Raw genomic sequence first — 18559 nt, forward strand, 5'->3', positions numbered from 1 at the left:
CTTCCGAAGACTTCCGAAAATCCGCGGCCCCTCCCGACCGGTCGTTCATCGTCCGGTTGTCGGGAGGGGCCGCGCAGGCGTTACTTGGTGAGATTCTCCGGCCCGAAGGCCTGCGGCAGCATCTCGGAGAGCGGCAGGATTCCGGCCGGGGTCTCCAGGAGCAGATCGGCCCCACCGAACTCGTACAGCAGCTGGCGGCAGCGTCCGCACGGGACGAGGATCTCGCCCTGTCCGTCGACGCAGGTGAAGTGCGTCAGCCGACCGCCCCCGGTGTTCAGCAGCTGGGAGACCAGACCGCACTCGGCGCACAGTCCGAGCCCGTACGAGGCGTTCTCGACGTTGCAGCCGGTGACGGTCCGGCCGTCGTCGACGAGGGCCGCGACGCCGACCGGGAAGCCCGAGTAGGGGGCGTACGCCCGGGACATGGCGTCCCGCGCGAGCTCCCGCAGGGCCTCCCAGTCGACGGCCGTGGACCCGGCGCCGACGGACGTCACTTGCCCTGTCCTCTCCGGTACGGCATGCCGTCCGCCTTCGGCATCCGCAGGTGCTGCGCGGACAGCGAGAGCACGAGCAGGGTCACGACGTACGGCGTGGCGCTCACGAACTGCTGCGGGACCTCGTCGGTGGCGAGATACCAGACGAACATCAGCGCCGAGACCACGGCCGTGATGACCGCGGGCACGACCCGCTTCTTCCATGCCAGGTAGGCCACGGCGAACACCAGCAGGATCGCGAGGAGCAGGATCAGCGCGTGCACGTTGGTGCCGCCGCCGCGCAGGTTGAGGCTGTCGGTGTAGCCGAACAGGCCCGCGCCGAGGGCGAGGCCGCCCGGCATCCAGTTGCCGAAGATCATCGCGGCGAGACCGATGTATCCGCGGCCGGCCGTCTGACCGTCCAGGTACACGTTGGACGCGACGATCGACAGGAAGGCACCGCCGAGGCCGGCGAAGCCGCCCGAGATGATCACGGCGAGGTACTTGTACTTGTAGACGTTGACGCCGAGGGATTCGGCGGCCACCGGGTTCTCACCGCAGGAACGCAGGCGCAGGCCGAAGGCCGTGCGCCACAGCACCCACCAGGTCGCGGGGATGAGGGCCACCGCGACGACGGTGAGCGGCGACAGGTCGGTGACCAGTCCGCCGAGCAGACCTGCGATGTCCGAGATCAGGAACCAGTGCTTGCCGTTGAGCGTGGTCAGCCAGCTGGACAGCCCTGGGATGTCGAAGGTGCCGAGCGAGTCGATCGGCGGGGACTGCTTGGAGGAGCCCTGCGGCGCGTTCTCGAAGGTGAACTTGGAGAGGTAGCGGGTGGTGCCGAGCGCCAGGATGTTGATGGCCACACCGGAGACGATGTGGTTGACGTTGAAGGTCACCGTGGCGATGGCGTGCAGGATGCCGCCGAGGCAGCCGCCGATGATGCCGAAGGCGACACCGGTCCACGGCCCCCACTGGTAGCCGGCCCAGGCACCGAACCAGGTGCCGAGGATCATCATGCCTTCGAGGCCGATGTTGACGACGCCCGCGCGCTCGGACCACAGGCCGCCGAGGCCCGCGAGGCCGATCGGCACCGCGAGGCGCAGCGCCGTGGACATCTGTCCGGTCGAGGTGATGCCGTCCGCGCCGGTGATCAGGCGGACGACCGAGGTCAGGATGAGTACGCCCGCAATGATCAGCAGGAGCACGGGGAGCGAGAATCGGCGGCTGCCCTTGCCGGGCTGCTGCGCCTGCGGCTTGGCGACGGTCGCGGTGCTCATCGGGCAGCCACCTCCTTCGGGGAGTTGTTGTTGGCGGCGGCCGCGGCCAGTTCCTCACCGACCCGCTTCTGCTGGCGGCGCAGGCCCCAGACACGTACGGCCTCGTACGAGATGACGACCGCGAAGACGATCAGGCCCTGCATGATCGTGGCGATCTCCTTCTCGTACGCCACCGGGGTCGCGTAGTCGAGCGCAGGGGACGCCTTGTCGAGGAAGGCCCACAGGAGCGCGGCGAGCGCGATGCCGCCCGGGTTGTTGCGGCCGAGCAGCGCGATGCCGATGGCGGTGAAGCCGAGGCCGGCCGGGAAGCTCAGGCTGTAGGTGTGGGCGTCACCCAGCAGCAGCGGCAGACCGGAGAAGCCCGCGATCGCGCCGGAGATCAGCATCGCGGTGAGCACCATCTTCTTGGCGTCGACGCCGGAGGCCGCGGCAGCGGTCTCGGAGGCACCGGTGGCGCGCAGGTCGAAGCCGAAGCGGGTGCGGTTGAGGACGAGCCAGTACAGAACGCCCATGAGGATCGCGATGAAGACCATGCCGTAGATCTCGCCGACGTCCGCGCCGAGGTTGATGCCAGGGAACCAGCCGGACTTCTTCATGATGCCGGTCGTGTTGTTGTTGCCGACCTGCACACCCCAGATGTTCTCCGCGGTGAGGTAGCCGATGAGGCTGGTGGCGATCGCGTTGAGCATGATCGTCGCGACGACCTCGCTCACACCGCGGGTGACCTTCAGGACGCCCGCGATACCGGCCCAGAAGGCGCCGGTGAACACCGCGACGAGCATGAGCACCGGGATCTGCAGGAAGGACGGCAGCGCGAGATGCGCGCCGACCACCGCGGTCATCATCGCGCCGAGGCGGTACTGGCCGTCGACGCCGATGTTGAACAGGTTCATGCGGAAGCCGATGGCCACACCGAGTGCCGCGATGTAGTACAGCGACGCCTGGTTGATGATCAGGACCTGGGTGTCGGAGTACGTCGCCTGCTGGAGCATCAGGGAGTACGGCTCGAACGGGCTCTTGCCCGAGGCGAGCAGCACGACCGAGGTCAGCGCGATCGCCGCGACGAGCGCGATGACCGGGCCGGCCACCGCGAGGAGCACGCGCTCCTTGTCGAACTTCTTCATCGGGCCTCGTCCTCCGGGGCGGCGCTTTCCGCTACGTGCTCCAGGTGTCCGGAGGCGGCGCCGGTCATGGCCGAGCCGAGTTCCTCCGGGGTGACGGTCGCCGGGTCGGCGTCCGCCACGAGCCTGCCGTTGTAGATCACCCGCAGGGTGTCCGACAGGCCGATCAGCTCGTCCAGGTCGGCCGAGATCAGCAGCACGGCCAGGCCCTCACGGCGGGCCTCGCGGATCTGGTCCCAGATCGCGGCCTGGGCGCCGACGTCCACACCGCGGGTGGGGTGGGCGGCGATCAGGAAGCGCGGCTTGTGGCTCATCTCGCGGCCGACGATCAGCTTCTGCTGGTTGCCGCCGGAGAGCGAGGCGGCGGTGACGTCGATACCGGGGGTGCGGACGTCGTACTCCTTGACGATCCGCTTGGTGTCCTCCTGGGCGCCCTTGATGTCGAGCCAGAAGCCCTTCGCGTTCGGGGCCTCGGTGACATGGCCGAGGATGCGGTTCTCCCAGAGCGGGGCCTCCAGCAGCAGGCCGTGACGGTGTCGGTCCTCGGGGATGTACCCGATGCCCTTCTCACGGCGCTTGCGGGTGGCCCACCCCGTGATCTCCTCGCCGAGGAAGCTGATGGCTCCGGAGTCCGCGTGCTTGAGACCGATCAGCGCGTCGATGAGCTCGGTCTGGCCGTTGCCCTCGACACCGGCGATGCCCATCACCTCACCCGCGTGGATGGTGAAGGTGACGTCGTCGAGGATGCGACGCACCGCGGCGGCGGTCTCGGCCCTGTCCTCTATGACCAGACCGGCGCCCGTCGGCTCGGCGAGCTCGCCGAGGGAGGGGGCACCGCTGGCGTAGACCGTGAGGCCCTCGACCTGGATGACCGGCTTGTCCGTGACGGTGGACTCGGCGGTCTCCGGGGTCGGGAGCTCGCTGCCGACCATCATCTCGGCGAGCTGGCGGGGGGTCGTCTCGGCGGGGACGGCCGTGCCGACCGTCGTACCGCGCCGGATGACGGTGATCTCGTCGGCGACCGAGAGGACCTCGCCCAGCTTGTGCGAGATGAAGATGACGGCCAGGCCCTCGGACTTGAGCTCGCGCAGGTTGTCGAAGAGTGCGTCCACCTCCTGCGGCACCAGTACGGCGGTGGGCTCGTCCAGGATCAGGGTGCGGGCGCCGCGGTAGAGGACCTTGAGAATCTCCACGCGCTGGCGCTCGGCGACACCGAGGCCCTCGACCAGGACGTCCGGGCGGACGTTCAGCCCGTACCGGTCGGAGATCTCCTTGATCTTCTTACGGGCGCCCCCGCCGATGCCGTACAGCTTCTCGCTGCCCAGGACCACGTTCTCCAGGACGGTGAGGTTGTCGGCGAGCATGAAGTGCTGGTGGACCATGCCGATGCCGCGCGCGATGGCGTCGGCGGGGTTGTGGAAGGTGACCTGCTCACCGTCGACGGTGATCGTGCCCTCGTCCGGCTTCTGCATGCCATAGAGGATCTTCATCAGCGTCGACTTGCCGGCACCGTTCTCGCCGACGAGGGCGTGGACCGTGCCCTTGCGGACCGTCAGGTGGATGTCATGGTTGGCCACCACACCGGGGAAACGCTTGGTGATCCCCGCCAGCTCGACCGCGGTCGACTGCGCGGTGAGCGGAGGGCTGCTGGACGCGTCGATGGCGCACTCTCCTTGGAAAAGGGGCCTATCTACGCGCGTAGCGCCCCTGCTTTGAATTGCACTCGGACGGACCGGGTTCTTTTCGGACTGCTTTCGGTCCGATCCGATCCGATCCGAGCATTCTGCCGCGCGAACGGGGCACGGGAAGGTCATCCTCCCCACGCCCCGTTCCGTGGCCGTAACGCTGCCATTACAGCGTTGCCATGGCCATGGTTTCGACGTCTGGTGATGACGTCGTGACCTGGGCCGGGATCAGGACTCGGGTCAGGAGGTCTTGACCGTGATCGAGCCGTCCTTGATACCCGCCTCGGCCTTCTTCAGCGCGGCCTGCAGGTCGGCGTTGTTCTTGAACGCCGGGTTCGAGTCGGCGAGGCCGACACCGCCGGTGGCGAGGCTGGCACGGACGACACCGGTCGCGGGCTTGCCGTCCGCCACGGACTTCGCGAGGTTGTAGACCGCCCCGGCGACGTCCTTGGTGGCCGAAGTCAGGATGTAGTCCTTGTACTTGGCCAGCGCGTCCTGCTTGTACTGGTCGGAGTCGACGCCGATGGCCCACACCTTGTGCGAGGCGGCGGACTGGATGACGCCCTGACCCGACAGACCCGCGGCGGCGTAGATCACGTCCGCGCCCGCCTCGATCTGACCCTCGGCCGCGTCCTTGCCCTTGTCGGGGCTGGAGAAACCGCCCTCCTGGGGCGTCTGGGTCAGGTACTGCTTCTCGATCTTGATCTTCGGGTTGACCGACTGGGCGCCCTGGACGTACCCGGCCTCGAACTTGTGGATCAGCGGGATGTCCACGCCACCGACGAAGCCGATGTGGTCCTTCTTGGTGGCCTTCGCCGCCGCGACACCCGCGAGGTAGGAGGCCTGCTCCTCGTGGAAGACCATGTCGGCGACGTTCGCGGCCTTGTCCTGCTCGTCGTCGATGATGCCGAAGGTGGTCTTCGGGTACTTCGCCGCGACCTCCTTGACGGCCGGCGCGTACACGAAGCCGACGCCGATCACCGGGTTGTAGCCGGACTTGGCGAGCTGCTCCAGGCGCTGCACCTTGTCGGCGTCGGACTCGCCGTCCTGCGGCTCGATGTCCCGGCCGCCGATCTTGAGGTCTTTCTCGGCCTTCTGGAAACCGGCGAACGCGGCGTCGTTGAAGGACTGGTCACCCTTGCCGCCGATGTCGTACGCAAGGCCGATGCCCTTGGTCTTGGCCGAGCCGCCGCTCGAGGCTTCGGTGGACGATCCGCCACAGGCGGAGAGGGCAACGGCGAGGGATGCGGTCGCAACGCCCGCAACCGCGATTCGGGACACCCGGCGCATGAACGTGACTCCTTTGTGCAGGCGCCCAAACCAGGCGCTGATTCCGCCGCAGCGTAACGCGCGTAGACATAGCAGAGAACCCACGTCGCCAGAGTGTTATCCGACCGTTTTGAACCCTCGGAGAACAAACTCCGAACACCAAGGGCGCACCTGGGGCTTCCACTCGGCAAAGCCACCCGGCCCCGGGACCCGACGTCGACGTATGCGATGCCATGCATCAGACCATGGTACTTTCCGAGATTCTGCCCAGATTTGATCTTTTCGACAGGTTCCCGCCGGGTATCGGCGTTGTTCTGTCGGGCACCGTGGTCCGGCGTCGAGGTGTTCACCAACGACCCCGCACGACCGCATGCATGAGGGAGCCCCCGGCCCGTACAACGGGCCGGGGGCTCCCTCACCGGTGATCAGCCGCGACAGGCACGACTCACTGGGTCGTCTTGACGGTGACCTTGCCGTCGATGATGTCCTGCTTGGCCTTGTCGACCGCAGCGACGACATCCTTCATGGCCTTGTACTTCGGGTTGGAGTCGGCGAAGCCGACGCCGCCCGACTTCAGGTCACCGCGCACGACACCGCTCAGCGGCTTGCCGTCGACGACGGACTTGGCCAGGTCGTACACCGCGCCGCCGACGTTCTTCAGGGCCGAGCCGAGGATCCAGTCCTTGTACTTGGCCAGGGAGCTCTGCGCGTACTGGTCGGAGTCGACGCCGATGGCCCACACCTTCTTGGAGGCGGCCTCGGAGATCACGCCCTGACCGGACAGGCCGGCCGCGTGGTAGAGCACGTCGGCGCCCTTCTCGATCTGGCCGGCCGCCGCGTCCTTGCCCTTGTCGGGGCTGGCGAAGCCGCCCTCCTGGGGCGTCTGCGTCAGGTACTGCGACTCGATCTTGATGCTCGGGTTGACCGACTTCGCGCCCTGGTCGAAGCCCGCCTCGAACTTGTGGATGAGCGGAATGTCCACGCCGCCGATGAAGCCGATGTGGTTCTTCTTGGTGGCCTTCGCCGCAGCGACACCCGCGAGGTAGGAGGACTGCTCCTCGTGGAAGACCAGGTCGGCTATGTTCGCCGCCTTGTCCTGCTCGTCGTCGATGATGCCGAAGGTGGTCTTCGGGTACTTCGCCGCGACCTCCTTGACGGCCGGCGCGTACACGAAGCCGACGCCGATCACCGGGTTGTAGCCGGACTTGGCGAGCTGCTCCAGGCGCTGCACCTTGTCGGCGTCGGACTCGCCGTCCTGCGGCTCGATGTCCCGGCCGCCGATCTTGAACTCGGTCTCGGCCTTCTGGAAACCGGCGAACGCGGCGTCGTTGAAGGACTGGTCGCCCTTGCCACCGATGTCGTACGCGAGACCGATGCCCTTCCCGGCGTAGCCCGACGAGCTCTTCTTGGAGTCGCTGCTCGTGTCGGTGCTCGACTTGCCACAACCGACCGCCGCGAGGGCGATGACCGAGACGGCCACCGCTGCTTGGGAGAACCTGGTCCTCCGAGACATCAGACGCACAGCAAGCACCCTTCATCCCCACGGCCGTCGCCGGTCCGCTTCCCCAACACGCCGCCGACGCAGCGATTTCGGCGCACAGTAACGCGCGTAGAAGGGGAGGGGAACGGTGTTTCTCCTGGCCGTTATCGAACCGTGCCGCCACCGGGTTACGTTTGCGCGCCACCCGTTACGACGGGGTGACGCAAGCGGACAAAGGGGTGCCGATCGGGGCATCGGACGGGCCGGCGGCCCGGGTACCCCTACGTCATTTGTGCGCCGTATTTGTGCGCCGTCTCCGGGTGAGCGTCTCGCGTTCGTGGGACCGCGTCCAGGGCCTGTCCGGCGGATCATGCCGGCCAGGCCCCGCAGGCCGTAGCGGACCTGGGGGACCTACTGGCCCTGGAAGACCTAGCGGATCGCGTCCAGCAGGGCCGCCGCGGTGAAGAGCTCGACTCCGGCCGTGATGGCCGACTCGTCCACGTCGAAGTCGCCGCGGTGCAGGTCACGGGTGGTGCGCTCGCCCGGCGTACGGACGCCGAGGCGGGCCATGGCGCCGGGCACGTGCTCCAGGTACCAGGAGAAGTCCTCGCCGCCGAGGCTCTGCTCGGTGTCCTCGACGGAGTGCGAGCCGCGCCGCGAGGTCATGGCGTCATGGAGGAGCTCCGTGACCGCCGGGTCGTTGACGACCGGCGGGACGCCCCGGATGTAGTTGATCTCGGACTTGGCGCGGTACAGGTTCGCGATCTCGTCGATGGCCGCGTGCACCAGGTCGGGCGCCTGCCGCCAGGCCTCGAGGTCGAGGCAGCGTACGGTCCCGGAGAGCTCGGCATGCTGCGGGATGACGTTGCAGGCGTGACCGGATTCGACGCGTCCCCAGGTCACCGCGAGCCCGCTGCGGGCGTCCACGCGCCGGGCGACGAGGGACGGCACGTCGGTGACGACGCGCGCGGCGGCGGTGACGAGGTCGGTGGTGAGATGGGGGCGCGCGGTGTGGCCGCCGGCGCCGTCGAGTGAGACTTCCAGCCGGTCGCAGGCGGAGGTGATGGGACCGTGGCGCAGTCCGATCCGTCCGGCGTCGACCTTCGGATCGCAGTGCACGCCGATGATCCGCCCCACGCCGTCCAGCACTCCGGACTCGATGGCGTCGGGCGCGCCCCCGGGCAGGACCTCTTCGGCGGGCTGGAAGATCAGCCGTACGGGATGCGGCAGGAGCCCCTGGCGATGCAGCTCGGCGAGGACGAGCCCGGCGCCGAGGACGACGGTCGTGTGCACGTCGTGGCCGCAGGCGTGCGCGCGGCCGGGCACGGTCGAGCGGTACGCGCAGTCACTCTTCGTGTCCGGGATGGGCAGCGCGTCGATGTCGGCGCGCAGGGCGAGCATGCCGCGTCCGCCGTCGACCACACGGTCCCGTGCGCGGTCGCGCGCCCCGCCCCCTTCGCCCTCCCCCGCTCCTTCACCGGCGTCGATCCCGATGTCACAGATGAGCCCGGTCCCGATGTCGAGCACGCGGGGCTTGAGGCCCGCCTGCTCCAGGCGCGCCTTGAGTGCCGCGGTGGTGCGGAACTCCTGGTTGCCGAGCTCCGGGTGCATGTGCATGTCGCGCCGGAACGCGATCAGCTCGGCACGCAGGGCGTCGGGCAGGGTGCCGGGGAGCGCTGCTCCCCCGGGGACATCGGCCTCGTACTCTCGGGACATCAATTGGTTCACCCTTTGAAGGGTAGGGCGGCGGGGCGGCCAACTGACCCACGATCAACAAAACTTCAGCCCGTTAGGGGAAGAAACTTGGCCACGCGCCGCATAGGTTTCCAGTGGGATGGGTATGCTCGCCCGCCTTTCCGGACGATGGGATCTTGAGCCAGACGGTATGCGCGCCGTGCCCGGACCGCATCCGGGCCGAAGGCCGACTGCCGCGTCCGGGACGATGGCCGACTGCCAAGTCCGCCACAATGGCCGACTGCGGTGACGGCCCGTGACCACGGGGTGACGCGGGCCCTTGATGCGGGCCGCCGCCCCTCTCTCGATCCAGTCCGCCGGGGCTGCCGGCGAACTCCTATAGGGGAACGCTCGGGGTGACCGAGCCCATTCCCGTCCCCTACGGTCCCACAGACCCGACCAAGATCATGCGCACGGATGCCCGAACACCACTCCCTGTCGACCCGGGCGCGAGGGGCCGCCTGGGTCCGCGCCGGAGGGGCGCGGGGATGACCTGGGGCGCCTGATCGGTCGACGGCATCGGACAGCCGTACCGCCGACCATGAGGATCTTGATCGCGCCGGTGTCTTCGCCGTTTCCTACGTGGTCAGGCATCTAGATCCCCACGCATTTCCAGCTCCGCCCAGACGGTCTTGCCGACGGTGAGCTTCTCCACGGACCAGCGGTTCGCGAGTGCGCGGACGATGAGGAGGCCTCGGCCGAACTGGTCATCCGCGACGGGCGTGGGCGGATACGGCAGCCGCTCACCTCTCGGGTCGGTCACGGCGACGCGCAGTGCGTTGCCGGTCAGCGACGTCTCGACGCGGAACAGGCGGTCCCGTAAGCACCCATGGAGCAGGGCGTTCGTGCACAACTCGCTCGCCAGCAGCGCCGCGTCGCCGGCGGCGTCGGGGTGACCCCAGTCGACGGCGAGTTGGGCGACGCGCCTGCGGGCGCGGGGGATGTTGCCCGGGTAGGGGGTGTAGTCCACGGAGTCATAGCGGTCGTTGCCCTTGGGGAAGCGAGGGGGAGGGCAGGACTTGGTCACGGGGTGGGTCTCCTTGCGCGAGGGCGGGCGCCAGGTGGGGTGGCTTTGCCGCGCGGGCCGGTTTGGGCAGCACGGTGCGCTTCCGCCAACTGGTGCCGTTGGGTAGTCGTTTGAAAACTGACAGTAGCGGAGTGGCGACATAGCGAGCAAGAAGTCTCGGGGAAATGTGTCCCCCAGCTTTGCAACCCTGCTCGGCGACCTGCACACTGGCCGCGACCCGGGAGGTAATCCGACGTGACCGCAGTCCCGTTCACGCGCGGCAACCGCGTATCCACCGTCCTCGCCCGCAAGTTGGGCGGTGAGCTGCTGACGCTGCGTGACACAGCCGGCCTGACGCAGCCACAAGCCGCGGAGGCACTGTCGGCAACTGCGGCCAAGGTCGCCAAGATGGAGCGCGGCTGGGTCCCCTTCCGCGATCCCGACATCCAGATCCTGTGCGACGTGTACGGCGTGACCGACCCGAAGGTCGTGGAACGGCTGCTGAACCTCGCCAAGACCGACCGGGGTCGCCGTAAGGCCAAGGGATGGTGGAACCAGTACCCCGAGCTTCGCTCTCTGGTTGAGTACGTGGCCCTCGAGGACATCTCGACCGGAATCCGTACCTGGCAAGGGGCCTTCGTCCCCGGCCTCTTGCAGACTCCGGACTACGCCCGGGCTCTCGCGATCGGCAACGCCGACTGGGATGACCCCGACGACATCGAGCGTTTCGTCGAGGCGAAGATCGCGCGGCAGGCACGCTTGACGGACACGAACCCTCTCAGCCTGTGGGCTGTCGTGGGCGAGGGCGCACTGCGCCAACTTGTCGGCGGCCGCGAGGTCATGCGCGTACAACTGGCGCACTTGGCGGAAGCGTCCCGTCTGCCCAATGTCAGGCTTCAGGTGCTTCCCTTCCTCGCCGGTTCCCATCCCGGGATGACCAGCGCCTTCAGCATCGTCTCGTTCGCCGAACCCGGCGCGATGGACGTGGTCTACATGGACACCACCTCGTCTACCCTGTGGCTGGAGAGCGAGGCCGACGCCGCGCGCCACAACGCCACATTCGAGCGGATCGCCCGGAGCGGACTCGCTCTTCGCGATTCCACCGCCCTGATCGAACGTATCCGCAAGGAGTTGTGAGCCGTGCCGCAGTTCGAGTTCGCCAAGTCCAGCCACAGCAGCGGCAACGGCGAGTGCGTCGAAGTCGCCCGCAACATACCCGGCACCGTCGCCGTCCGTGACTCAAAGGACGTGGACGGGCCCATAGTCGTGGTCGCCCCGTCCACCTGGGCGGCGTTCGCGGTGCACGTGGGGCAGCGACCGAGCCGCGCACCTCACTGACCGGCGTCCGGCCCGTAGTCCGCTCGCGGCGCCGCGAGCCGTTCGGCGACGAGGGTGAGCCAGCCGCTGGGGCTGTAGGGGGCAGGTGGGTCGACCTCCATGCCCAGTTCGGCGACGGCCAAGGCGTAGTCGGACTCGTCCAGGTCCAGGGCCAGGAGTTCGCACAGTTCGCCAGCCAGGCGGGCGACAAGCTGGGGGTGGGTGCCGGCCGCGTAGTCGTCGACGGCGGCATCGTGGTCGTCGAACTCGTCCGGCATGTCCTGGGAGAACCAGCCGCCGAGGAACTGGGCGAGTTCGGGGGAGCGGGCGTGCCATTCCCAGTGGGTGGTGGGGGTGGCCGGGGGCGGGGCCTCGCCGGTCTCGACGCTGTGCTTGATGTGGTCGGCGAGGCAGGTCAGCCACTGCTCGATGTCCGACTCGGGCAGCCCGACGTCCGGGATCGCGTAGAACTCGCCGAGGCGCAGACGGAGTCGGCCGGGCGGGTTGCGGGCGTACTCCCGCAGCTGGGTCTCTGCCGTGGCCAGTGCCCAGGGTCGGGTGTGCCAGGTGTGGCGGAGGTAGGCGGTCAGGGCCTGGCTGGGCTTGTCCGGGGTGTCGTCGGCGGGCTGCCCGGCGTAGGCGCGGATCACCTGGTCCAGTTCGCCGTGGCGGCGGTCGTGTTCGAGGGGGCTCAGGGGCACGGTGATCAGCCTCTACTGGTCTCTACGGGGCTCTACAGATAGACGGGGAAGGTGGCCTGGACGACGAAGCCATGGGGACGGGTCGCGTCGCGCCTGAGCACCACGCGGGCCGCGCGTACGTCCACGGGCTCACGGCCCGCCAGCATCATCGCCTGGATCAGCACCCGGCCGACCGGCTCGGTGCGCGAGGGCCACGACGCCTCGATCGTCAGACGGGGGCGGGTGGCCAGGGCGAGCCAGCGGTGGATCAGCTGCTCGTTGGCTGTGACGACCTGCTGGGTGGCCCATTGGGCGGTTTCGCGGTCGGGGTAGGTGGCGGAACGGGTACGCATGTCGTGGCTCCTGGCTGTGCGAACTACGCGGAAACCCAGTGCGGAGGGTGCAGTTCACGCATGTGCGTGGTGAAGGTGTCGGCGATGAGTGGCAGCCAGTCCGACCATGCAAGGTTTCCCGAACCGAGTCCGTGTTCGATATCGAAGAACCTCGACAGCGATTCCTCATCGTGGAAAATGGTCAGCGCTTCCGTGCACTCCGCCACAATCCGAGGAAGTCGCCATAGGCAGATCGGATGACAGTGCTCGATATAGAGCTGCAGTCCCTCGGATTCTGTCAGGTCGCCGTCCGTCGCCATTCCATCCTGGCCGAAGTAGTTCAGCAGGAATTCACCGAGCTGCGGAAACCGGCGACCGAGTTCCCAGCTCGTCGGTGTCGCGTGAGAAAGTCTGGCCACGAATCCCGAGGGCCATGATTCCACCTGGAGAGCGATATCCCGCAGAACCCTCCATGGCTCGTCCGGCACCGAGCCCACTGCCAACTCGACGAGATCAGCGGGCACCCCGCCGCGCTCCCGAGCCTCCGGGCTCAGGGCGTCAGCAATCAGACGTACCTCTCCCGCCACCTCGTAGAGGTTCCGCCCTCCGCCCTCACCCGCCTGCCACAGGGCACGGATCGCGGGTTCCAGCGCGGCGTCACGTTCTTCCGGCTCCACGGGAATACCGCGACCACGGAACACGGACAACAGAACTCGTGCTCCCTCGAAGCGAAAGTGGTTGAGCGTATCTTCGCTGAGCATGCTGCTGCGCCGCTCCTCAGTTCTTCGTCGGTGTGGAGGTGATAAGCGTGAACGGGGGGTCCAGTTTCGTGTTCGGGTCAGGGTCCGGCTTCACCCTGATCTGTACACCATGGGACTCGACGACCCGCGGATCCTGACGGTGCTGCAGACCGTACTGGTAGTCGTCCTTGGAGATGCTGGTACCCGTCACCGGTCCGTTCGGATCATGGTAAGTGAACACCTTGCTCGGCGGGTTGTACGGAGGCCCGCTCTTCAAGTAGGTCTCGATCGCGGCCTGTTCCTTGTCGATGGTGAGCTGCGTGTACTTCTGGGCGTCAGCCATGTCCTTGAAGGTCGAAGCCGCCGGAATATTGCTCTGGTCCCGAAGGCGCTGGGCGAGTTGGTCGTCCGTCTTCCCAATATGTTTGTCGACACCGTGCGAGTTCTCGATGTATTCCTGGTTCGCCAGGTCGAGCGGGTACTTGTGGTTTCCTGCCGCGTCATTCGGAACAGTCCACTTGTGTTCCTTTTTGAAGTCGTTGAGCGCCCGCGCGCCGAAGGCCTCCGCCCTGGCCTCCTCCGCGTTGAACGTGGGCGCGCTCTTGAGCGCCTCGTCCAGTTCCCACTCCAGCTCGAGCAGTGTGCTCGCCGCGTCGCTGAATTTCTGCTGGTAGATCTCGACGGCCTTGTCCGCGGCCGCCCGGTCCATGTGCTGGCGGAATGTCATGACCAGCTTGCCGAACATGGCGCTGCCGGCGAGTTCGAGCAGTTCCAGCACGTCGAGCCCGGTCGTCAAGTCCTCCACCATCCCCTTGGCCGCGGTCTTGGCCAGGTTGGTGGTGGTCTCCCGGCAGGTCTTCGCCACCTGGGCCAGGTCGTCGCAGGTCTTCTGGATGGTGTCGGCGGTGTGGTGAAGAACCTCCAGGATCGGACGGCGTTGGGCGGGCGCCACCGTTCCCGAGGTTTTCCAGCTGCGACCGCCCTGCTGGGCAATGTTGCCCTGCGCGTCCCGGTTGCGGCCCCAGGCGGTAGTCCCCCAGATCGCCTGGCAGAACGACTTCATCGCGCCCTGCCACTCACTGTCGCCCTGAGGGTCCGTCATATAGCTGATGGCGGAGGTGAAGTTGTCACCCGCTTTCAGGGCAGTGCTCCCGGCCTGGCGCCACGCGGTGGCCATCCCCTTGAGGTCGTCCTCGCGGGCACCCGGGGTGATCTCGTGGGTCTTGCCGAGGTTGAGCCCGTACTCGATGGCCGGCCGGATCACGTCCGCGAGGAAGTCCGGGATCTCGCCGAGCGCCCCGGAGATCGCCCAGGAGTCGGCGTCCTCGCCCGTCCCGGACCACCTGATGTCGTTGACCTTGCCGTAGTTGGGCTCCTTGTCGATGACGACCGGGGGCATGCGGCGTGGCGGCGGTCCTTGCATTTTGCGCGCGAACCAGTCCGCCGCCTGGTAGTTGTTGGCCGTCACCGTCAGCCCGACCGCGACACCGCCGACGCTCACCACGCTGGTCGCCCAGGTCTTGATGAACTTCTCGGTGATCTGCATGTAGACGTTGGCGAAGGAATCGGGACCCCACCCCGTACCCGCCGACTGGCTGTACTGATTGAGCGCCTCGACCAGCTGGGTGGCGCCCTTGTCGTAGTCGAACTGCCCGTCACGCACCACTGCCGACGAGTAGTACAGGTGCGGTGGCTGTACGTCGAACCCACCACCGCTGCCGGGCGTCGCCGGCGTCAACTGGTCCCGCTCCTGCTTGCGTTGGGCGTCGCTGGGACGGTCGGCCATCAGGCACCTCCCCAGCCCCGCAGCACCGCCCGGTTCGCCGCCGCATAGTTGGCGTGGCCCGTCGTGACGTATTCGTGCAGCCACTTCTGTGCGGCCTGGAGGTCCTGCGCCGAGTGGTCCCACTCGTCGAGTTTGTCGACGAAGACCTCGCGGGCCTCGCCTTCCCAGGAGAGGACGACAGGGACGGCCCGGTCGTAGAGGTCGTCCAGTTTGCCGTTGAGCTTCTTGAGGATGTCCTCCAGTTCGACGGCGAGGTCGTGAAGGGTGGTGAAGGAGACGGCTATGTGGTCGTCGGCGGCATCTCCAGGCTGCATGTTTCCCCCGGTACGTGAAAAGTGCTTCGTGGTCTGTGGGAGGTCAGAGGGCGTCGAGGCCGCTGCTCGGGCGCGCGGGTGGGGTCGCCGACGCGGCGTCCGGGTTGGGCGTGGAGAGCCGGTCGACCTCGCTGCCCACGTCCACCCGAATCTGGCGCATCTGCTCGACCACGGCCAGTTCCTGCTCCGTGAAGCCGTCGCGGCTCAGCCGCACGGCCTGCTCCAGATGCTTCATCACATCGCGAATGCGTACGGCGTCCTCGGCTGCGGCCCGGTGGAACTCGCGGTACGCCGTCGCCGCGGGGCCCCGCCAGCCCGCCTCGATGCGGTCGACGATCGAGTCCATGCGCTTGACCTGCTGGTCCAAGTGGTCCTGCATGTCGTCGAGGTCGTCAGCCAGCTTCGTCAGGTCCTGGTGGGAAGCTCGCAGATCTTTTGGGCTGCCCTGATGGCCCGTACGGTCTCCCACGCCGACCCCCGTCGCGTCAGTCCGTCAACTCCCGTATTCGCACTGGCGATCCTAACAACTCACGCTCAGCACGGCTGGCTCACAGCGCGGTCTGCCCCGCCTCCACCCGGTCGATCGCCCTGCGGGTCGCGGCGGTGAAGGTCCAGAAGGATGGGAGGAGGTTGGTGGCGCGGTCGGCGACCGTGTTCTTGCCGGGGGCGAACATCGCGGTGCGTAGGGCCGTGGTCATCTCCAGCTGGGCGCCCATGCCGAGGAGTGTGCGGTTGCAGATGTTGTCCGGGTCGATGCCCGCGATCTCCTCCTCCCCCGAGGCCGTCACCGCGCGGATGTCGGCCGCGGTGAACTCCTCCATCAGGTACTGGCGGAAGGTGGAGTTGAGGCCGCCGACGAGGACGGCAGCGGCGCCTGGTTCCAGGCCCGCCTGCTCCGGCTGGCAGCCGTGGAGGGATACGACGTTGAGGCTGCCCGCGCACAGAGAGCGGGCGATCGTGTCGTCGCAGTGGGTGGAGGTGACGTGCAGCGCTCCGTTTCCGCTGCTCATCAGGCCCTCGAACATCCAGAAGTCGTGCACCGGGCCCGCCACCGGGGTGGGTGCGAGGTCGGCGGGGTGGTAACCGGCTATCGCCAGGCAGAGTTCCGAGGTGCCCCCTTCGATGCCGCCGCCGTGCGGGGCGATGACCGTGGAGCGGAGGAAGGGGGCGCGGTCGGTCCTGCTCTGGTCGTCGATCAGGTGGCGTCTGGAGCGGCGGCCCCAGTGGACGCCCTCGGTCCATGTGGGGTCCGCGTAGAGGGCCGTGTTCGAGGCGGGTTCGGCGGCTGCCGCGGGCGTGGCGGTCGTGGTCACCGCGACGCCGCTCAGGACGGGGGTGGTCGCGAGCGCGGTCAGGAGAGTACGGCGTCTGATCATCACGGAAGCCGAGGATGTCAGCCGAAGCGGCCCGCCACATAGTCCGCCGTGCGCTGATCCTCCGGGGTGCCGAAGATGTGTTCGGTGGGACCGTGTTCGACGATGCCGCCGGGGGTGCCCTGCTCGGCGAGGAAGAACGCGCACTGCTGGGAGACGCGGGCCGCCTGCTGCATGTTGTGGGTGACGATCACGACGGTCACCTGGCCCGCGAGTTCGTGGATGGTCTCCTCGACCCGGCGGGTGGACGTGGGGTCGAGCGCCGAGCACGGTTCGTCCATCAGCAGCACCTGGGGACGTACGGCCAGGGCGCGGGCGATGCACAGGCGTTGCTGCTGGCCGCCGGAGAGCGCGCCGCCGGGCTGGCGAAGTCGGTCCCGTACCTCCTTCCACAGGCCTGCCCTGGTCAGGCTCTCCTCGACCAGCTCGTCCTTCTCACGGCGGCCGACGCGCGTGCCCGTCAGGCGCAGACCCGCCACCACGTTGTCGTAGATCGACATGGCGGGGAACGGGTTGGGCTTCTGGAAGACCGTGCCGATCCTGCGGCGGGCGTCGGTCAGGCGGCGCTCGGGGGCGTAGATGTCCTCGCCGTCGAAGAGCACCTCGCCGCCCATCGCGGCCGTGGGGATCAGCTCGTGCATCCGGTTGAGCGTGCGCAGGAAGGTCGACTTGCCGCAGCCGGAGGGGCCGATCAGGGCGGTGACCTGCCCGGCAGGCATCGTGAGGGAGACCTGTTGCAGCACCTGGTGGCTGCCGAACCAGGCCGAGACGGCGCGGGCTTCGAGGGTCGCGGGCGCGACGGCCCCCTTCGCGGCTCCCCGCACGGTCCCCACCGCCGCGCCGGGCTCGATGGGCGCGACGGACGCGAGGGGCGGCAGGACTACGGTGTCGGCCACCGTCGTATCGGGGGTAGCGGTCGCATCGGGCACGTCGGGCACCTCGTCTTGCTCGTAGGAGTGGCGGGTCACGGGGAGTTCACAGGAGAGTTCACAGCAGGTTGGGCAGCAGTTCCGTGGTGCGGACGGCCACCTGGAGGCCCAGGACCGCGACCACGGGGGCGAACACGATCCACGTCTGGTGCCGGCCCCAGCGGTGCCAGGTCCACACCGCGGCGACGGCGGCGGCCACCAGCGCCTGGAGCCACATGACCAGCGGCCACGGCACGCCGGAGGGGTGGGCGAGGGGCTGTTCGGACTCAGGGAGCGTGCCGGAGCGGATGACGGCCGCCGGGGTCTGGGCGGGGGTGGAGATCAGGTCGGCGTCGACGCGCAGCACCCCGCCGGGCATGAAGTGCGGGCCGGTGGCCGTGACGAGGACCAGGCGGCCCTTGCCGGAGGCCACGGCGGCGGGCGCCGGGTCGCCGGCCCGGCGGAGGCCGAGGACCTGGTACTTCGCCTTGCCCTGGCCGGTGGTCACGGTGAACGTGTCGCCCGCGGCGAGCTGGTCGAGACGGCCGAAGGGACCTCCGTAGGCGGCCGCGCGACCCATCAGCACGCTGGTGCCGGACTGTCCGGGCAGCGGGGTGTCCCGGCGGTGGCCGTTGCCGTTGAGGTTCGCGGCGGCGACGGTGGCCGTGTAGGTGCCGAGGGCCAGGCCGGTGAAGCTGTACGACGTGGTGGTGGCCGGGACGTCCTTGACGGCCACGACGGCGCCGTCCGAACCGGTCAGCGTGACGCGGTAGTCGGTGACGGGCAGCGCGGGGGCGGGGGTGGGGGCGGTCCAGGTCAGCTTGAGGCTCGCGTCGCCGGGGGTGGCCTTCAGGGCGGGTGCGGACGGCGTCGCGGTGTCGACGCCGGACTCCTCCAGGCCGCCGAGCTCGGCGTGCCTGGCCGGGTTGACCGAGCCGTTGTACGACTCGTTCAGGAAGCCGAAGTCGGCGATGACCTTCTCGGCGGTGTCGGTGGCGGGCCGGGAACGCGGAAAGCCCGAAGGGCCCGCCGGGCGGTGAATGCCCGAAGGGCCCTTCGGG

Annotated in this window: 20 protein-coding genes; 3 read left to right on the forward strand and 17 right to left on the reverse strand. The window is 68.4% G+C overall.

All coding sequences use genetic code 11. The features are described from left to right. Nucleotides 1-80: 80 nt before the first annotated feature. The 8 genes from SMIR_RS13385 to SMIR_RS13420 form a co-directional block, all read right to left on the reverse strand. Nucleotides 81-494 (reverse strand): cytidine deaminase, encoded by a 414-nt coding sequence (locus SMIR_RS13385; protein WP_101400289.1) that lies wholly within the window; start codon nucleotides 492-494, stop codon nucleotides 81-83. After that, nucleotides 491-1753, reverse strand: coding sequence for an ABC transporter permease (locus tag SMIR_RS13390; RefSeq protein ID WP_168494916.1), 1263 nt, complete (start codon nucleotides 1751-1753; stop codon nucleotides 491-493). Before SMIR_RS13390 ends, SMIR_RS13385 begins: the two co-directional genes overlap by 4 nt. Continuing rightward, nucleotides 1750-2877 carry an ABC transporter permease gene (locus SMIR_RS13395; RefSeq protein ID WP_168494914.1) on the reverse strand — a complete coding sequence of 376 codons (1128 nt, stop codon included), beginning with the start codon at nucleotides 2875-2877 and terminating at the stop codon, nucleotides 1750-1752. The genes SMIR_RS13390 and SMIR_RS13395 overlap by 4 nt, the downstream gene beginning before the upstream one ends. After that, nucleotides 2874-4454 (reverse strand): ABC transporter ATP-binding protein, encoded by a 1581-nt coding sequence (locus SMIR_RS13400; protein ID WP_422664427.1) that lies wholly within the window; start codon nucleotides 4452-4454, stop codon nucleotides 2874-2876. Before SMIR_RS13400 ends, SMIR_RS13395 begins: the two co-directional genes overlap by 4 nt. Nucleotides 4455-4799: 345 nt before the next feature. Continuing rightward, entirely contained in the window at nucleotides 4800-5849 is a 1050-nt protein-coding gene (locus SMIR_RS13405; protein ID WP_168494912.1) for a BMP family lipoprotein, read from the reverse strand. 424 nt (nucleotides 5850-6273) lie between these two features. Further along, a complete protein-coding gene (locus tag SMIR_RS13410; protein WP_168494910.1) occupies nucleotides 6274-7341 on the reverse strand; it encodes a BMP family lipoprotein in 1068 nt (355 codons plus the stop codon). Nucleotides 7342-7737: 396 nt separating this feature from the next. After that, nucleotides 7738-9024, reverse strand: coding sequence for an amidohydrolase (locus SMIR_RS13415; protein WP_168494908.1), 1287 nt, complete (start codon nucleotides 9022-9024; stop codon nucleotides 7738-7740). 604 nt (nucleotides 9025-9628) lie between these two features. Next, nucleotides 9629-10069, reverse strand: coding sequence for an ATP-binding protein (locus tag SMIR_RS13420; protein WP_248003087.1), 441 nt, complete (start codon nucleotides 10067-10069; stop codon nucleotides 9629-9631). A 234-nt stretch (nucleotides 10070-10303) separates the two neighbouring features. On the opposite strand from SMIR_RS13420, the gene SMIR_RS13425 reads away from it, so the two are divergent. Both SMIR_RS13425 and SMIR_RS13430 read left to right on the forward strand, forming a co-directional pair. Beyond that, nucleotides 10304-11185, forward strand: coding sequence for a DUF5753 domain-containing protein (locus SMIR_RS13425; RefSeq protein ID WP_168494904.1), 882 nt, complete (start codon nucleotides 10304-10306; stop codon nucleotides 11183-11185). 3 nt (nucleotides 11186-11188) lie between these two features. Further along, nucleotides 11189-11386 (forward strand): DUF397 domain-containing protein, encoded by a 198-nt coding sequence (locus tag SMIR_RS13430; RefSeq protein WP_168494902.1) that lies wholly within the window; start codon nucleotides 11189-11191, stop codon nucleotides 11384-11386. Here the strand turns inward: SMIR_RS13430 and SMIR_RS13435 are convergent. The 9 genes from SMIR_RS13435 to SMIR_RS13475 form a co-directional block, all read right to left on the reverse strand. Continuing rightward, nucleotides 11380-12066, reverse strand: coding sequence for a contact-dependent growth inhibition system immunity protein (locus tag SMIR_RS13435; RefSeq protein WP_212727042.1), 687 nt, complete (start codon nucleotides 12064-12066; stop codon nucleotides 11380-11382). The two genes, SMIR_RS13430 and SMIR_RS13435, sit on opposite strands and share 7 nt — an antisense overlap. Before the next feature lie 32 nt (nucleotides 12067-12098). Next, nucleotides 12099-12398: an RNase A-like domain-containing protein gene (locus tag SMIR_RS13440; protein WP_168494900.1), complete on the reverse strand. Its 300-nt coding sequence runs from the start codon at nucleotides 12396-12398 to the stop codon at nucleotides 12099-12101. A gap of 23 nt (nucleotides 12399-12421) precedes the next feature. Next, nucleotides 12422-13138, reverse strand: coding sequence for a hypothetical protein (locus tag SMIR_RS13445; protein WP_168494899.1), 717 nt, complete (start codon nucleotides 13136-13138; stop codon nucleotides 12422-12424). A 16-nt stretch (nucleotides 13139-13154) separates the two neighbouring features. Then, entirely contained in the window at nucleotides 13155-14903 is a 1749-nt protein-coding gene (locus tag SMIR_RS13450; protein ID WP_212727043.1) for an RNase A-like domain-containing protein, read from the reverse strand. After that, complete coding sequence (locus tag SMIR_RS13455; protein WP_168494897.1) at nucleotides 14903-15217, reverse strand: WXG100 family type VII secretion target; 315 nt, start codon at nucleotides 15215-15217, stop codon at nucleotides 14903-14905. The genes SMIR_RS13450 and SMIR_RS13455 overlap by 1 nt, the downstream gene beginning before the upstream one ends. Before the next feature lie 43 nt (nucleotides 15218-15260). Further along, entirely contained in the window at nucleotides 15261-15686 is a 426-nt protein-coding gene (locus SMIR_RS13460) for a WXG100 family type VII secretion target (protein ID WP_211118789.1), read from the reverse strand. Between the two features lie 79 nt (nucleotides 15687-15765). Beyond that, the gene (locus SMIR_RS13465; protein ID WP_212727044.1) at nucleotides 15766-16593 is read right to left on the reverse strand and encodes a poly-gamma-glutamate hydrolase family protein; all 828 of its coding nucleotides are present in this window, start codon (nucleotides 16591-16593) and stop codon (nucleotides 15766-15768) included. A 17-nt stretch (nucleotides 16594-16610) separates the two neighbouring features. Beyond that, on the reverse strand, nucleotides 16611-17414 hold the full coding sequence (pstB, locus tag SMIR_RS13470; protein ID WP_168501255.1) for a phosphate ABC transporter ATP-binding protein PstB: 804 nt from the start codon (nucleotides 17412-17414) through the stop codon (nucleotides 16611-16613). A 163-nt stretch (nucleotides 17415-17577) separates the two neighbouring features. After that, the gene (locus SMIR_RS13475) at nucleotides 17578-18351 is read right to left on the reverse strand and encodes a sortase domain-containing protein (protein WP_349636927.1); all 774 of its coding nucleotides are present in this window, start codon (nucleotides 18349-18351) and stop codon (nucleotides 17578-17580) included. Here SMIR_RS13475 and SMIR_RS13480 point away from each other — a divergent pair. Further along, the gene (locus SMIR_RS13480) at nucleotides 18275-18538 is read left to right on the forward strand and encodes a hypothetical protein (RefSeq protein ID WP_168494892.1); all 264 of its coding nucleotides are present in this window, start codon (nucleotides 18275-18277) and stop codon (nucleotides 18536-18538) included. The two genes, SMIR_RS13475 and SMIR_RS13480, sit on opposite strands and share 77 nt — an antisense overlap. Nucleotides 18539-18559 lie beyond the last annotated feature (21 nt).

It is taken from the genome of Streptomyces mirabilis, assembly GCF_018310535.1.
Taxonomy (GTDB): domain Bacteria; phylum Actinomycetota; class Actinomycetes; order Streptomycetales; family Streptomycetaceae; genus Streptomyces.

Coding starts and splice junctions, on each gene's coding strand:
- SMIR_RS13450 (WP_212727043.1), bottom strand. CDS start 14,903: ATGGCCGACCGTCCCAGCGACGCCCAACGCAAGCAGGAGCGGGACCAG.
- SMIR_RS13465 (WP_212727044.1), bottom strand. CDS start 16,593: ATGATCAGACGCCGTACTCTCCTGACCGCGCTCGCGACCACCCCCGTC.
- SMIR_RS13415 (WP_168494908.1), bottom strand. CDS start 9,024: ATGTCCCGAGAGTACGAGGCCGATGTCCCCGGGGGAGCAGCGCTCCCC.
- SMIR_RS13390 (WP_168494916.1), bottom strand. CDS start 1,753: ATGAGCACCGCGACCGTCGCCAAGCCGCAGGCGCAGCAGCCCGGCAAG.
- SMIR_RS13410 (WP_168494910.1), bottom strand. CDS start 7,341: ATGTCTCGGAGGACCAGGTTCTCCCAAGCAGCGGTGGCCGTCTCGGTC.
- SMIR_RS13405 (WP_168494912.1), bottom strand. CDS start 5,849: ATGCGCCGGGTGTCCCGAATCGCGGTTGCGGGCGTTGCGACCGCATCC.
- SMIR_RS13455 (WP_168494897.1), bottom strand. CDS start 15,217: ATGCAGCCTGGAGATGCCGCCGACGACCACATAGCCGTCTCCTTCACC.
- SMIR_RS13440 (WP_168494900.1), bottom strand. CDS start 12,398: ATGCGTACCCGTTCCGCCACCTACCCCGACCGCGAAACCGCCCAATGG.
- SMIR_RS13395 (WP_168494914.1), bottom strand. CDS start 2,877: ATGAAGAAGTTCGACAAGGAGCGCGTGCTCCTCGCGGTGGCCGGCCCG.
- SMIR_RS13445 (WP_168494899.1), bottom strand. CDS start 13,138: ATGCTCAGCGAAGATACGCTCAACCACTTTCGCTTCGAGGGAGCACGA.